We start from the raw sequence: 14,047 nt of genomic DNA on the forward strand, positions 1-14,047 counted from the left end.
GCTGGGCCTTGGCAAAGGGAGAAGCTCCGACAACAGTTCAGACAAGAATAAAGCTTCCACTGACCGTCACTTTTTCTGCGTCGGGATCCACGCCTGGTACTCGCCCCACAGCTTTTTCACATCACCGCCGCCGGCACAGGCGCCGATGGCGTTTTCCCAGCTCCAGGGGAATTTGCTGCCGGGCTTGGCCGTGGCGTTGAAACAGGGGCCGAAGTCCCGATAGCCTTTTTGCTCGACCAGATAGGCAAAGAAGAAGGCGCCGGTCTTGTAGGGGGCGGTATAGCTGCCGCCCACTTTGCGGTCCTTGGCATAGCCGAAGCCGGCCTGGTAGCGCACCAGATCGGCCAGGCTCTCCAGCGCCGCCGGGTGCATGCCCTCGTAGTGCTGGTAGGCATGCACCATCTCGTGGAAGAGGATGCCCTTGACCTCATCGGCCATATTGCCGCCCTTGGCCGCGTACTGCTGCAACCAACGGGTGTTGACGTTGACGATGATGCGCTCGGGCGGATCGCCGGCCTTCCAGGCAATGCCGTCTCTGGCCTCCTCGCTGCCCTTCTCGCCATTCCACTCGCGGATGCGCAGCTCCAGGGTCTGGAAGGCGGGCACATCGGCCGGGCTTTTGTAGAGGCGCTGCACCACGCCGCGCGCGATCTCGTGCACATAGCTGTTGATGTCGGGCACCAGGGCGGCAAAGGCCTGGGCGCCGGCGGAGCCATCGTTCTTGTAGTCCACCACAGGCGAGGCGACGCGGGCCCAGCCGGCGTCCTCGGCCGCGACCGTGGCCGAGAGCTGGGGCGCGGCCGGCAAGGCCTTGGCCTTGGGGGCGGCAGATGCCGCGGCGCAGGCCAGCAGCAGGGGGGTGAGAAGGCAGTGTGATTTCATCGTTATGGGCTTTCAGTAACGGTATTTGGCCGAGACTTGCAGATAGCGGCCCATGGCGCTGTGCAGGCCGCCAAAGATGTGCGAGCCGGAGTCCGCCACATTGAAGGGCGGCACGGCGTTCAGCAGATTGTCGACATTGAGCTGCAGGTCCAGGCCCTTGAGCAGGCCTTTGTAGCCCGCGTTCAGATTGATGACCGAGTGCGGCCGGATCTCGCACAGGCTGGCGGGCCGGGGCGGCGTCTTGTTGGTGGCGATGCTGCAGTTGTCCTCGCGGCTGGTGGAGAAGAAGCCCCCCACCGTGTTGCGGCTCAGGCCCAGGCTCAGCGGCCCCTGTTCCCAGCGCAGGCCCAGGGTGTGGCGCAGGCGCGGCGTGGCGTCAAAGCCGGCATAGCTATAGGGCGCTTGCTCGGGGTCGTACTGGAACTCGATATGGGCGAGATAGCTGCCGCTGAAGTCGGCCGAGAAGCGGCCCCACTCGGCCGTGCGCCAGACCTTGTGGATCTCGAAGTCCAGGCCGTCCGTCATGGTGCTGGTGGCATTGCGCTTGATGGCCTGGATCAGGGTGATGGGGCCGGCGCTGAAGGAGGCTGGATCGCCCGGCTGCCTGGGGCCGCGAACCACGGCGTCGGGGTAGCGCTCCGGGTGGTCCACCAGGGTTTGCGGATCGGGGTCGCCGATTTCGTTGAAACGTTGGAAGCGCCAGTAGTCCAGGCCGAAGCTCAGGTCCTTGATGGGCTCGGCCATAAAGCCCAGGAAGTAACCCTTGGACTGCTCGGGCTTGAGGGCCGGATTGCCGCCGGTGCGGATCTCGACGCCGGTGCCGCAGTCATTGCCATCGCAGCGCTTGGGATCGTTCACATTGACGTAGCCGCCGCTCGTGATGGGCGCGACCTCCAGCACATTCGGGGCGCGGAAGCCTTCGGCATAGGAGCTGCGCAGCAGCAGCTCCTTGGTGGGGCGCCACAGCAGGGCCAGCTTGGGCTTGCTGACGCCGCCGACATCGCTGTAGTGGTCGTGCCGCAAGGCCACTTGTGCCTCCAGGGTCTTGTGCAGGGGGACGGACAGTTCGCCGTAGACGGCGCTGACGCGGCGGCCCACATCCCAGCCGCCGGACTGGCCGGTGATGCCCAGGATGGCGCCGCTGCTGGCCAGCGGGCTGAGCGCGGAGAAATAACTTTCATTGCGGGTCTCGGCGCCCACGGCCAGGCCCACATCGCCCGTGGGCAGGCGGAACAGATCGGGCTTGCTGGCGCGGAAATCGGCCACCGTCAGCGTGGTCTTGAATTTGTCCGTCGTGCCGGCCAGCAAGGAGGCGAGCAGCTCCGGCGAGTTGGGGCCGCCGAAGCGGTATTTGCCCGTGGCGATGGCCTCGAACACCGGCGCCTTCAGCAGCTCGCCGCGACGCGTGGCGTCGGCCGTCTGCACCTGGTGGTTGAGGGCGGCTTCCCAGTCCCAGCCCTGGAACCTGCCCTTCAGGCCGGCGATGGCATTGGCCGATTGGCTGACGGTGTGCGAGCCGGTGCCGCCGGTGTCCTGGAACATATAGGTGATGTCGGCGCGCACGATATTGGCGAGGCTGGCGCCGGGCGGCAGCATGGCCTGGGTCGGGTACTGCGGGTGGCTGGGCAGCAGGATGGGGTCGGGGTGCAGATAGGGGCCGAAGGGCTGGCCGATGCCGATGGAGTTGGTGGTATTGCGCAGCAGGCTCAGGCGCGCAAAGGCCTCGGTCTCGGCATTGAGGGCCAGGGTCGCGCCGCTATTGAAGGCCAGGCGTTGCGAGTCGGCACCGGCCTGCGTCTGGGTGGTCTTGAATTCATCGTGCCAGCACACCAGGCCACCGTAGGAGGCGGCGGGATGGGCGCCCAACATCTCGGGGGCGCAGGCCTTGTCCAGCGGCACGATGAAGCGCGAGGCCGTGCGGCCGGTGGCGGGGTCCAGAAAGGGCTTGTCCAGGGTGATCTGCAGATTGCCGGCCGGGCTGTAGCGGCTGCGATCATCCTGCCAGCCCCAGGGCCGGGTGTCGCGATTGCCCACATAGCTGTCGCTGCGCTTGCCCTGGAAGTAAGGGTCGCGCTGGATCAGCTCCAGATTGCCCCAGAGGTTGTAGCGATCACGCGCCACATCGCCCATGCCGGCCGTCAAGGCCAGCGTGCGGCGACCGGCGTCGCCGTATTTGGAGCGGCCGGCCGAGGCATTGAGCTCCAGGCCGCTGAACTCCTTGCGCAGGATGATGTTGACGACGCCGGCAATCGCGTCCGAGCCGTAGATGGCGGAGGCGCCGTCCTTGATGATGTCGACCCGGTCGATCACGCTGACCGGGATGCTGTTGAGGTCGCCGAAGAAGGCGGCACCGGCGGCGCGCGGGTAGGCGGCCAGGCGCCGCCCGTTGACCAGCAGCAAGGTGGACTGCTCGCCCAGATTGCGCATATTCAGGGCCTGCGCGCCGGGCGTGTAGGTGCCCAGCGAGTTCTCGTTGATATTGCTGGCGCCATTGGACGTGAGGTTGCGCAGCAGATCGCCGATGGACGTGGCGCCGCTGGCCTCGATGTCCTTGCGCGTCATCACCTCGATGGGCGAGGTGGTCTCGGCGTCCAGGCGGCGAATGCGGCTGCCGCTCACCTCCACCCGTTTGAGCACGGCGTCGGGTTTGGCGTCTTCCTTGTCGGGGCCTTGGGGCTTGGCCTCTTGCGCCAGGGCCGGGAGGGGGGCGCCGCCCATCATGAGGCCGAGCAAGGCGGCGGCCACGGCCGTCTGAGTCTTCTTCATCGTTTTTTGTCTCCTGTTTTTTTGATTGCCGCTGCCAAGCTTGTGGCTTGGTCGGGCCTCTGCTTGCCGAGGATGGGCAGGCGAATTTTTCTTGCGCCGGGCCGCGAAAGCGATGGAGGAGAACTGAGCCAGGCCTACAGCTTTTCTGCGTTAGGGGTTTGTTCTGACCCCAGTTTTCTTGGCGGCTGGCCGCAGCTTTGCTCGCTTGTGGGGGCGCAAGGCGCCCACCACACTGCGCCGCTCGGCTCGGCATATGACTTTTGGATCGGCGCAGCTTGGCTGCTTGCGGGGCCGCAGCGTGCAAAGAATCTTTTGACCCCAGAGGAGACCCAAGACATGTTCCATCCCACATATATCGCGCGTGCGCTGGCCCTTCTGGCCACGGCCTGCACTTCACTGAGCGCGGCCCAGGCGCAGACCAAGACCGAGGCCGCCCAGCTGGAGCGGGTGGAAATCACCGGTTCCTCCATCAAGCGCATCGCCTCCGAGGGTTCGCTGCCGGTGCAGGTGCTGACGGCCAAGGAAATCGCCCGCAGCGGTGCAGCCTCGGCGGCCGAGGTGATCCAGCGCCTGCCGGCCATGCAGGGCTTTGCGGTGATAGACAGCGCGGTCGGCGGCGGCGGTGGCCGGGCCGAGGCCAGCATCCATGACATCGGCGCCTCCTACACCCTGGTGCTCTTGAACGGCCGCCGGGTGGCGCCGGCCGGCTCGGGCAATGCGGTGGACTTGAACGCCATTCCGCTCAGCGCCATCGAGCGCGTCGAGGTGCTGACCGATGGCGCCTCGGCCCTTTACGGTGCCGACGCGATTGCCGGCGTCATCAACTTCGTGCTGAAGAAGAATGCGCGCGGCGTCCACTTGGAGGCCGGCCTGGGCCTGCCGCTGGAGGGCGGCGGCCGCAGCGGCAATGCCAGCATCACGGCCGGCTTTGGCGACCTGGCCAAGGACCGCTTCAATGTGATGCTGTCCTACCGCCACGACGAGCAGCGCCAGCTGGCCGCCACCGAGCGCAAATTCGGCAGCACCTCCTACCTGCCCGTCAGCAAGGACGGCAAGAACTACATCTACGACCAGACCAGCGGCTATGCCGTGCCGGCCAATGCCCAGGTGGATTTCGACCCCGCCGCCAATCTCAAGAGCTGGATCTTCAACCCTTATTACAAGGCCCATGGCGACAAATGCGCGCCCGGCAATTTCTACAGCCTCAGCAATGGCGAGACCAAGACCGCCTTGACCGAGCGCTGTGCCTACGACTTCGCCAGCACCATCGAGATCTATCCCGAGAACAAGCGTGACACGCTCTTTGTTTCGGGCCAGTGGCAGGCCACGGAGGCGCTGCGCCTGTACTCGGACATCGCGCTCTCGCGCTTCCAGATCACCTCGCGGGTGGCGGCCAATCCGGTGCCGGTGGACATCCCGCTGGACTCGCCCTATTTCAAGCAATCCATCCAGCCCTGGCTGACGCCCGCCCAACTGGCCGCCGCCACCGATGTGACGGCCTTCTACCGCGGCCAGGACTTCGGCCTGCGCACCACCCGCCAGCATTTCGACACCCAGCACATCGTGCTGGGCGCCGAGTGGGAGCTGGGCAGCTGGACCCTGGGCGGCGGCCTGACCTATTCCGACAGCCGCAGCGACGAGGTCTACGACGGCGGCTATTTCCGCACCGACAAGTTCGAGGACATGCTGAAGAATGTGCGCTTCGACCCCTTTGTGGAGGCCGGCAAGCAGACCCCCGCTGTCCAGCAACTGATGCAGGACGCCATCTTCCACGGTGCCACGCAGACGGCCAAGACCACGCTGACCGGCGTGGATGTGCGCGCCTCCGGCGAGCTCTACAAGCTGCCGGCCGGCCCGCTCAGCCTGGGCCTGGGCGGCGATCTGCGTAACTACGCCTACGAGCAGAGCCCCTCGGCCGCGGCCTTGCAGGGCGAGATCTACAACTACAACCCGGCCAAGGCCTATAGCCTGGAGCGCAAGACGGCCGGCCTCTTCGTCGAGGCCTTGATCCCCCTCATCAAGAACCTGGAGCTGACCACCGCCTGGCGCTATGACAAGAACAGCGCGGTCAAGGACAAGCTCAACAACACCACGGTGGGCCAGAGCGGGGGCGCCAGCACCTACAAGGTCGCGGGTCGCTACCAAGTGCTGCCCACGCTGCTCTTGCGCGGCTCCTATGGCACCGGCTTCAAGTCGCCCTCCATGCTCTCCATTGCCCAGCCTGAGGTGCCGTTTGGCGTGACCGGCAACCGCTGGCCCTGCCCCTTCCCCGACACCCCGGCCTGCAAGGCCGGCCAGGACCAATACACCCAGATGAGCGGCGGCAATGCCAATCTGCGCCCCGAGACCTCGACCCAGGCCGCCTTCGGCCTGCGCTTCGAGCCCAATGCCCAGTTCGGTGCGGGCCTGGACTATTGGCAGGTCAAGCTCAAGGACGCCGTCTCCGGCGTCTCGGAGGAGCAGGCCTTCGCCGACCCGGCCAAGTACAAAGAGCTGTTCACCACCTATCAGCAGCCCAAGGAGAAAAAGGCCTACTACGCCTTCCGCAATGTGGCCACCAATATCGGCCAGGCCGTCTACCGCGGCATCGACTGGAACTTCATCGCCCGCGCCCATATGGATTTTGGCCGCGTAACGGGGGAGATCAGCGGCACTTATATGATCGAATCCTCCTACACCCGCGCCGGCACCACCGACGATTTCACCGACAGCCTGGGCCGTTATGGCGAGAACGGTGCCGTCACGGCGCGCAATATCTCGCGCGCCACGCTGACGGTGGACTCGGGCGCGCTCAGCAATGCCCTGACCCTGAATATGCGTTCGGGCTACCAGGACCGCAAGGCGCCGGTGCGCGATCTGCAGACCGGCAAGAACACCACGCTGACGCTGGACGTGCCCGCCTACTACACCGTGGACTGGCAAGGCCTGTACAGCTTCAACAAGCAGCTGGAGCTGCGCCTGGGTGTGAAGAACCTGCTCAACCAGGCGCCGCCGCTGAGCCTGCGCTCGGGCTCGGGCCACCAGGTCGGCTATGACTCGCGCTATGCCAGCCCGATGATGCGGACGGTTTACCTGAGCGGCAGCTACCGTTTCTGAAAAACTGGCCACAGCCCCCAGAAACAATCGCAGCAAGCAGCCGTGCGCTGGGGCCCAGTCGCCACTAGCATGGCTGCACCTTGAAATTCCCATGGGCCGCTCGCGGCCCTGCATTCCCGACCATGTCTATTTTCAACACGCCCTCCCAGCCCCAAGGCCTGGCTGGCCAGTTCGCGGCTGATTCGGCCTATGCCGCGGTTGATGTCTTCATCGGCACCGGCGGCGACGGCCACTGCCACCCCGGCGCCACCCGGCCCTTCGGCATGGTGCAGCTGGGCCCGGACACCCAGCACCGCCACCATCGTCAGGCCTATCCCTGGTGTGCCGGCTACCGCTACGAGGACGATTCCATCCTCGGCTTCTCGCACACCCATTTCTCCGGCACCGGCCATGGCGATCTGGGCGATGTGCTGCTCATGCCCTTCACCGGCCCCACCCGCTTGGAGCCTGGCTACCCCGAGCGCGCGCTGAGCGGCTATCGCTCGCGCTTCTCGCACGAGCAGGAGCGCGCTCAACCTGGCTATTACGCCGTGCGCCTGCTGGACCATGAGGTCGATGTGGAGCTGACCTGCTCGGACCGCGTCGGCCTGCACCGTTACCACTTCGAGCCCGGCGCCCAGCCAAAGCTGCTGCTGGACCTGCGCAGCAGCGTCTACCACCACCCCGGCAAAAACCTCTGGTCGCGCCTGCGCCTGCGCACGCCCCAGCTGCTCACCGGCATGCGCGAGACGCGTGGCTGGGCGGCGGGCCGCCAGCTCTTCTTCGCCATCGAGTTCGCCCGCCCGCTGGCGCGCCATGAATTCCATAACACCGAGACCGATGTGGAGTACCGCGGCTTCCGCACCCCCGGCCGCGAGCCGCATCAGAAGCGCGTGCTGGAGGGCCGCGCCCTGGTGGCGGCCTTCGAGTTCGACATCCCGGCCGACCAGCAACTGCTGCTCAAGGTCGGCATCTCGGCCGTCAGCGAGGAGGGCGCCATCGCCAATCTGGCCGAGCTGCCGGGCTGGGACTTCGAGGCCCAGCGCCAGGCCGCCGCCCAGGCCTGGGCCGACACCCTGGCCGTGCTGGACATCGCGGCCGATCCCGCCCTGCGCAGCAGCCTCTACACCGCCCACTACCACGCCTGCCAGGCACCCAGCCTGTTCATGGACCTGGACGGCCGCTACCGCGGCCCCGACAACGCCGTCCACCAGGCTCAGGACTTTGGCCCCGGCTTCCGCTACCACTCGACCTTCTCCTTGTGGGACACCTACCGCGCCCTGCACCCCTGGCTGCTGCTGACGCAAAGCGGCGAGCGCAACAGCGACTTCATCAACTCCCTGCTGGCCTCGCAGCGGCACAGCCCGCATGGCATCTTGCCGGTCTGGCAATTCCATGGCCTGGAGACCTGGTGCATGATCGGCTACCACGCCCTGCCGGTGATCGCCGACGCCTACCTCAAGGGCTTGCGCGGCTTTGACGCCCAGGCCGCCCTCGCGGCCATGCAGGCCAGCGCCGAGTACGCGCCCTACGGCGGCATTGGCGACTATCTGCAATACGGCTATGTGCCCTTCGACAAAGAGGGCGAGGGCGCCTCCAAGACCCTGGAATACTCTTTCGACGACTGGACCCTGGCCCGCATGGCCGAGGCCCTGGGCGAGGACTCGCTGGCGGCGCGCTACTACCTGCGCGCCCAGAGCTTCCGCCAGTTGCTGGACCCGGCCACCGGCTTTGTGCGGGGCAAGAGCAGCGAGGGTCAGTTCCGCCTGCCCTTCGACCCCACGGCCGCCGGCTACGGCAGCGACTACACCGAGGGCAGCGCCTGGCAGTACAGCTGGTATATGCCGCATGACTGCGCGGCCCTGGTCGGCAATCTGGGCGGTGACGCCGGCCTGGTGCAGCGCCTGGACCAGATCTTCGAGGCCGAGACCAATCCCAAGATGTACTCGCATATGGAGGACATCTCCGGCCTGATCGGCCATTACGCCCATGGCAACGAGCCCAGCCACCACATCGCCTACCTCTACGCCTATGCCGGCGCGCCCTGGAAGACGCAGCAGCGCCTCAGCCAGATCCTGCCCATGCAATACGCCAGCGGCCCGGCCGGCCTGGCGGGCAATGACGATCTGGGTCAGATGTCGGCCTGGCTGCTGTTCACCGCCTTGGGGCTGTACCCGGTGGCGCCGGGCAGCAACGAGTATGTGATCGGCCGGCCCTTTGTGCAGCGCGCCAGCCTCACCCTGCCCAATGGCCGCGTCTTCACGGTGCGCGCCGAAGGCCTTGGCCCGGGCCATGACTACATCGGCGCCGTCCATCTCAATGGCCAGGCTCATGATGTGAGCTATCTGCGCCACGCGGACTTGATGGCCGGCGGCGAGCTGGTCTTCAGCATGCAGGCCGAGCCGAACCGGGCCTGGGCCAGCGCGCCCGCCGCCCGGCCCTATAGCCAGACGCCTTACCCCGCAGCATGAGCAGCCAGCGCGCCAGCCTCGAATCCCTGCGCCCGGTGCTGAAAGAGCGCCTGCCGCCGCTGAACGCCTTGCGCGCCTTCGAGGTGGCGGCGCGCAAGCTCAGCTTTACCGCGGCGGCCAAGGAGCTGTTCGTCACGCCGGGGGCGGTCAGCCTGCATGTCAAACAGCTGGAGGATTATCTGGACGTGCAGCTGTTTGTGCGCGAGGTCAAGCGCCTGCGCCTGACGGCCGAGGGCGAGCGCTATCTGCCCCTGGTCAGCGAGGCCTTCAGCATCCTGCGCCAGGCCACCCAGGGCCTGCGCGGGCGCCAGCTGGAGAGCGTGCGCCTGTCGGTGCGGCCCATGCTCTGCCATCGCTGGCTGCTGGCGCGCCTGCCAGCCCTGATGGACGCCTTGCCCTTCTGCCATCTGGAGATCGAGACCGAGCTGGACCGCGACCCCGAGCGCCAGGACCTGCTGCTGGACTACCAGCCCGGCGTGGGCGCCGAGGTCTGCAGCCATGAGCTCTTCCGCAGCGAGATCCTGCCCGTCTGCAGCCCGGCCTATCTGAAGGCCTTGGGCGTGACGAAGCTGGGCGCGCACAGCGACTGGAGCCGCCTGCGCCTGCTGCACGACCGGCCCTTGCAAGGCATGGCCGACTACCCCGGCTGGTCCGCCTGCCTGCAAGGCCTGGGCGTGCAGGAGCAGGTCCTGGCCGGCAGCGCCAGTTTTGCCAACAGCCTGATGTGCATCGAGGCCGCCCGCCTGGGCCTGGGCCTGGCGCTGGCGCCGCGCGAGCTGGTCGAGCAAGACCTGCAGGCCGGCCACCTCGTCGCCCCCCTGAGTCTGCCCGAGGCGGCCCTGCCGGCGCCGCAGATCTACTACCTCAGCTATCGCAAGCCGGTGCTGGAAAAGCCTTTTGTGCGCCAGCTGCTGGCGCAGCTGCTGCCTCAGTCCGGCTGAGCTTGGCTCTCGCGGCAGGGGGCTAACAGGCCCTAGTCAAGCCCATTGAGGGATAGTCCTAGCCGCGGATTTCTCTAGACCAGGACGAGCTATTGCTCATCGCCAAGACCGGGCGGTCTCCGCAGAATTTGGGCGCTTTGCGACTTGTTCGCAAAGCTTTTTACCAATACCAAATCATCGGAGACTGCAATTGGCTAACTTTATATTCAAACGTCATATTGGGCCCGCCTGGGCACTCGCGCTATTGACGAGCGCAGGCGCGCAAGCGCAGCAAGCCACGGCTACGCCCAGTCCGGCCGATCTGGGTTTGCTGCAAGCCCATGCGCCGGGCTGCAGTGCCGCCCAGGTGAAGGCGCGCCTGGCCTCGGTCAGTGGCAAGCGTGCCAATGCCCTCAGCCTGGCTCAGGCGCAGGCCCAAGCCTTGAGTGGTCTGCAATGCCAGGCCTCCGCGGCAGCCCCGGCGGCAAGTGCTCGCGGCTTGCTGGCCCAAGCCAGACCTGCGCTCGCGGCCGCTGCTGTCGCTGCGCCTGCGGACTTGAGCGCCCCCATCGCCGCGCAGATCCAGGCCTCGGGCGAGAACCTGCCGAACGAAGGCAGGGTGCAATTGTTCGACAACAACACCAGCAGCAAATGGCTGACTTTTCAGCCCACCGGCTGGGTGTCCTACAACTTGGGAGCAGGCAAGAAGGCCAAGCTGAGCAGCTACAGCCTGATCAGCGCCAATGATGAGCCGGGGCGAGACCCGCTGGATTGGCAGTTGCAGGGCTCCAGCGACGGTCAGAACTGGGCCTTGCTGGACAGCCAGCGAGGCCAGACCTTTGCGGGCCGCCTGCAGCGTCGGGTGTTTGCCGTGGCGAACGCTCCCGCCTATCAGTACTTCCGCCTCAATATCACCCGCAATAACGGCGCCGCCGAGTTGCAACTGGCCGAGGCCGAGTTGATCGGCAGCCTGGATGCGGCCGGCGACAGCATCACACCGCTGGCCCTGGGCGTGGCGCAGGGCGGCCTGGCCGATGCCAGCGGCGGCAGCAAGCAGTTCCGCATCGATGTGCCGGTGGGCGGCGCGGCATTGAATGTGACCCTGAGCGGCGGCAGTGGCGATGCCGATCTGTATCTGCGTTATGGACAGCCGGCCAGCACCAGCAGCTACGACTGCAAGAGCGAGGGCCAGACCAATAACGAGCAGTGCAGCGTCAACCTCAGCCAGGCGGGGCGCTACTTTGTCCTGCTCAAGGGCTATAGCGCCTACAGCGGCGCCAGCCTGCTGGCCACGCTGGCGCAAAGCGGGGCCAATTGGTCGGCGGTGAGCTCGCCCAATCTGAGCTTTGTCAACGACGGCTCGCCCGGTGGCAATTTGTTCAATCAACTGGTGCCCGATCCCACCGGCTATATCCGCGCGATTGCCCAGAGCGTGGTCAAGACGCTTTACAAGACGCCCGGCGAGGTGCCGGCCTTCGACACCCTGGAGCTGCGCATCGAGCGCTGGGCCCAGGACCCCACGGGCGTTGCCTGGAAGGCGGGCGACCCGCCGCGCATCACGGTGGCGGTGAATGCCTTTCATCTGGAGCGCATCGCGGCGGCCGGCGGCAATGTGGCCGAGGAGGTGCGCGGCATCCTCTTCCACGAGATGACGCATGCTTATCAGCATTCGACCGGCATCGACTTGCCCGCCATCGAAGGCCTGGCCGACACGGTGCGCTATCTGAATGGGTACATCCCCTTGTCGGAGCGGCACTCGGGCGGCAGCTGGACCGACAGCTACAAGACCACGGCCTTCTTCTTCGCCTGGATTCAGCAGCAAAAGGGTTTTGGCAACTTCACCTATTGCGCCAATCAGCTGGGCAAGCCCGGCACGACCACGCCTTGGAGCTGGGACCGCCTGACCCAGGTCTGCGCCGGTGGCAGCCCGGTGGCGCCGCTGTGGCAGGAGTACCAGGCCTGGTTGATCGCCAACGGCGTTCGGTGAGGGGGCTCTAGGGCCTGTTAGCGCTAACAGACCCTAATCCGGCTCGCCGATCTGCTGCCGGCTGAGCCGGGCTTCTTGCAGGATCCAGTCGCAAAACAGCTGCACCTCGGCGCGCGGCTGGCTCTGCCTGGCCTGCAGCAGCCAGTAGGCGTAAGGGCTGTGGGTGCGGGCGGCGGGGCCGAAGGGCTCGACCAGATCGCCGCTGCGCAGCTGCTCCGACACCAGGGCCAGCCGGGCCAGGGCCACGGCCTGGCCGGCCAGTGCCGCTTGAATCTGCTGGTAGGTGAAGTTGAGGTACATCCAGCGCCGCGGCTGGGTCTCGGCCGCGCCCTGCAGGCGCAGCCAGTGGCGCCAGCTCAGGTATTCGGCGCTGGGGCGCTGGTCGTCTTCCTCGGCCAGGGTGTGGGCCTGCAGATCGCCGGGCGCCTGCATGCGGGGCGCCGCGCCGGCCGCGATCTGGCGCGCCAGCATGGCGCTGATCACCGGCGTTAGCGTTTCGCCGAACAGGCGCTGGGCCTCGGCCGGCATGCGCTCGGCCACGGCGTAACGCAGGGCCACATCGACCTCGCCATCGTCCAGGTCCTGCACGATATCGTGGGCCGAGACGCGGATGTCGATGTCCGGGTGCTGGCGCTGGAAGGCCTCCAGCCGCGGGATCAGCCATAGCGAGGCGAAGGAGGCGAAGGTGGTGACGTTGACGACCCGCCGCCCGCGCGCCTGGCGGATCTGCCGCACCGTCTGGTCCAGCCGCTCCAGCAAGGCCTGGGCGCTCGCTTTCAGCACGGCGCCGTCGCTGGTCAACTCCACGAAACGGGTGCCGCGCAGGAACAGGCTGCAGCCTATCTCTTCTTCCAGCGAGCGGATCTGACGGCTGATGGCCGATTGGGTCAGATGCAATTCATCCGCCGCCGCCCGGAAGCTGAGGTGGCGGGCGACCGCCTCGAAGGCCCGCAAAGGGCCGATGGACAAGGGGCGCTGGCGCAGGCCGGGGCTGGGCTGATTCATGCGCAAATGGTATCAATCCGGCGCGGCGAACTCATTGGACGCTGCTAGGGGTCGGCCCTAGTATTCAGCCATGCCAAGCCAGGAAACCAGAGCGTGTGCCGGTGGCAGACGAGGGGCGGCTGGCGGCAAGACGGGGGTGAACAATCATGAGCAATCTGCAAGAAAAACAAATGCCATCAACAGCATCATCGAGCCCGGCCCTGTGGCAGTTGCGGCCCGGCCAAGCCCTGGCCTTCATCGTTGGCCCCGGCCCGCGCGAGCTGGTCGTGACCTCCGGCCGGGTCTGGCTGACACAAAAACCGAGCCGGCTCGGTGTGGTGCCGCAAGACTTGTGGCTGGAGCCGGGCACAAGCCTGCGCCTGGCCTCGGGCGAGGAGGTGGTGCTGGAGGCCTGGCCTTCGGCCCAGTTCCAGCTATTGGTGCCGCCCTGTGCTGCGCCGCAGGCGCGCAAGCCAGTGCTTAGGACTTCGTCCGCGCCTTGGTCCTGGCTGAAGAAGACGCTGCGGCCGGCGCTCGGCTGGAGCCGCCAGCTGGCCGCTTGACGCTGGCGGCCTTGCCCGGCTGTTGCTTCTTCACTGGCTTGGCCAGCTTGGCCGCCTGGGCCCGCAGGGCCGCTTCCTGGGCCAGGCGGGCCCAGGGGCGCAGCAGGGCGGGGGAGTCGATGGCTTCTTCGGGCGGGCGGTAGTAGCCCAGGCTGTGGGTCTCGCCCTCGCGCTGGTAGCGGAAGGGCTGGCAGCCCTGGGCCTCGAACTGCGGGCGACTCTGGGCGTCGGTCTTCAGATAGAGCTGCTCGTCGATGATGATGGCGACGAACAAATCGTCCACATAGACGCCGTGGCCGCCAAACATGCGGCGGGTGCGCACGGGGCCCAGGCCCTCCAGCAATTCGGCACAGTGGCGGGTGAATTCGTCTTTGGCGTTCATGGCTTGCGGGCCTTTGC

At 66.8% G+C, this 14,047-nt stretch carries 9 protein-coding genes; 5 read left to right on the forward strand and 4 right to left on the reverse strand.

Going from position 1 to position 14,047, the window contains the following annotated elements; genetic code table 11:
* Positions 1-66: 66 nt before the first annotated feature.
* Together HNP55_RS20550 and HNP55_RS20555 are read right to left on the reverse strand one after the other, a co-directional pair.
* Positions 67-882 (reverse strand): basic secretory protein-like protein, encoded by an 816-nt coding sequence (locus HNP55_RS20550; RefSeq protein ID WP_184303716.1) that lies wholly within the window; start codon positions 880-882, stop codon positions 67-69.
* A 12-nt stretch (positions 883-894) separates the two neighbouring features.
* The gene (locus tag HNP55_RS20555; protein WP_184303718.1) at positions 895-3,648 is read right to left on the reverse strand and encodes a TonB-dependent receptor plug domain-containing protein; all 2,754 of its coding nucleotides are present in this window, start codon (positions 3,646-3,648) and stop codon (positions 895-897) included.
* Between the two features lie 336 nt (positions 3,649-3,984).
* Between HNP55_RS20555 and HNP55_RS20560 the strand changes: the two genes are divergently transcribed.
* The 4 genes from HNP55_RS20560 to HNP55_RS20575 all read left to right on the forward strand — a co-directional run bounded on the left by HNP55_RS20560 (position 3,985) and on the right by HNP55_RS20575 (position 12,101).
* Positions 3,985-6,744, forward strand: a complete 2,760-nt coding sequence (locus HNP55_RS20560) for a TonB-dependent receptor (protein ID WP_184303719.1) — start codon at positions 3,985-3,987, stop codon at positions 6,742-6,744.
* A 122-nt stretch (positions 6,745-6,866) separates the two neighbouring features.
* The gene (locus HNP55_RS20565) at positions 6,867-9,194 is read left to right on the forward strand and encodes a GH92 family glycosyl hydrolase (protein WP_184303721.1); all 2,328 of its coding nucleotides are present in this window, start codon (positions 6,867-6,869) and stop codon (positions 9,192-9,194) included.
* On the forward strand, positions 9,191-10,135 hold the full coding sequence (locus HNP55_RS20570; RefSeq protein ID WP_184303723.1) for a LysR family transcriptional regulator: 945 nt from the start codon (positions 9,191-9,193) through the stop codon (positions 10,133-10,135). Before HNP55_RS20565 ends, HNP55_RS20570 begins: the two co-directional genes overlap by 4 nt.
* A 244-nt stretch (positions 10,136-10,379) precedes the next feature.
* Positions 10,380-12,101: a basic secretory protein-like protein gene (locus HNP55_RS20575; RefSeq protein ID WP_184303725.1), complete on the forward strand. Its 1,722-nt coding sequence runs from the start codon at positions 10,380-10,382 to the stop codon at positions 12,099-12,101.
* A 33-nt stretch (positions 12,102-12,134) separates the two neighbouring features.
* On the opposite strand, the gene HNP55_RS20580 is transcribed toward HNP55_RS20575, so the two are convergent.
* Positions 12,135-13,106 carry a LysR substrate-binding domain-containing protein gene (locus tag HNP55_RS20580; RefSeq protein ID WP_184303727.1) on the reverse strand — a complete coding sequence of 324 codons (972 nt, stop codon included), beginning with the start codon at positions 13,104-13,106 and terminating at the stop codon, positions 12,135-12,137.
* A gap of 146 nt (positions 13,107-13,252) precedes the next feature.
* On the opposite strand from HNP55_RS20580, the gene HNP55_RS20585 reads away from it, so the two are divergent.
* Positions 13,253-13,648: a DUF2917 domain-containing protein gene (locus HNP55_RS20585; RefSeq protein ID WP_184303729.1), complete on the forward strand. Its 396-nt coding sequence runs from the start codon at positions 13,253-13,255 to the stop codon at positions 13,646-13,648.
* On the opposite strand, the gene HNP55_RS20590 is transcribed toward HNP55_RS20585, so the two are convergent.
* Positions 13,566-14,030 carry a TfoX/Sxy family protein gene (locus HNP55_RS20590; protein WP_184303731.1) on the reverse strand — a complete coding sequence of 155 codons (465 nt, stop codon included), beginning with the start codon at positions 14,028-14,030 and terminating at the stop codon, positions 13,566-13,568. The genes HNP55_RS20585 and HNP55_RS20590 overlap by 83 nt on opposite strands.
* Positions 14,031-14,047: the final 17 nt, after the last annotated feature.

This window comes from Roseateles oligotrophus (genome assembly GCF_014204525.1).
In the GTDB taxonomy this organism is placed as follows: domain Bacteria; phylum Pseudomonadota; class Gammaproteobacteria; order Burkholderiales; family Burkholderiaceae_C; genus Paucibacter_A; species Paucibacter_A oligotrophus_A.

What these genes read in the sequence shown, in the direction of transcription:
- HNP55_RS20550 (WP_184303716.1), bottom strand. Translation starts at nt 882, where the DNA reads ATGAAATCACACTGCCTTCTCACCCCCCTGCTGCTGGCCTGCGCCGCG.
- HNP55_RS20555 (WP_184303718.1), bottom strand. Translation starts at nt 3,648, where the DNA reads ATGAAGAAGACTCAGACGGCCGTGGCCGCCGCCTTGCTCGGCCTCATG.
- HNP55_RS20560 (WP_184303719.1), top strand. Translation starts at nt 3,985, where the DNA reads ATGTTCCATCCCACATATATCGCGCGTGCGCTGGCCCTTCTGGCCACG.
- HNP55_RS20565 (WP_184303721.1), top strand. Translation starts at nt 6,867, where the DNA reads ATGTCTATTTTCAACACGCCCTCCCAGCCCCAAGGCCTGGCTGGCCAG.
- HNP55_RS20570 (WP_184303723.1), top strand. Translation starts at nt 9,191, where the DNA reads ATGAGCAGCCAGCGCGCCAGCCTCGAATCCCTGCGCCCGGTGCTGAAA.
- HNP55_RS20580 (WP_184303727.1), bottom strand. Translation starts at nt 13,106, where the DNA reads ATGAATCAGCCCAGCCCCGGCCTGCGCCAGCGCCCCTTGTCCATCGGC.
- HNP55_RS20585 (WP_184303729.1), top strand. Translation starts at nt 13,253, where the DNA reads ATGAGCAATCTGCAAGAAAAACAAATGCCATCAACAGCATCATCGAGC.
- HNP55_RS20590 (WP_184303731.1), bottom strand. Translation starts at nt 14,030, where the DNA reads ATGAACGCCAAAGACGAATTCACCCGCCACTGTGCCGAATTGCTGGAG.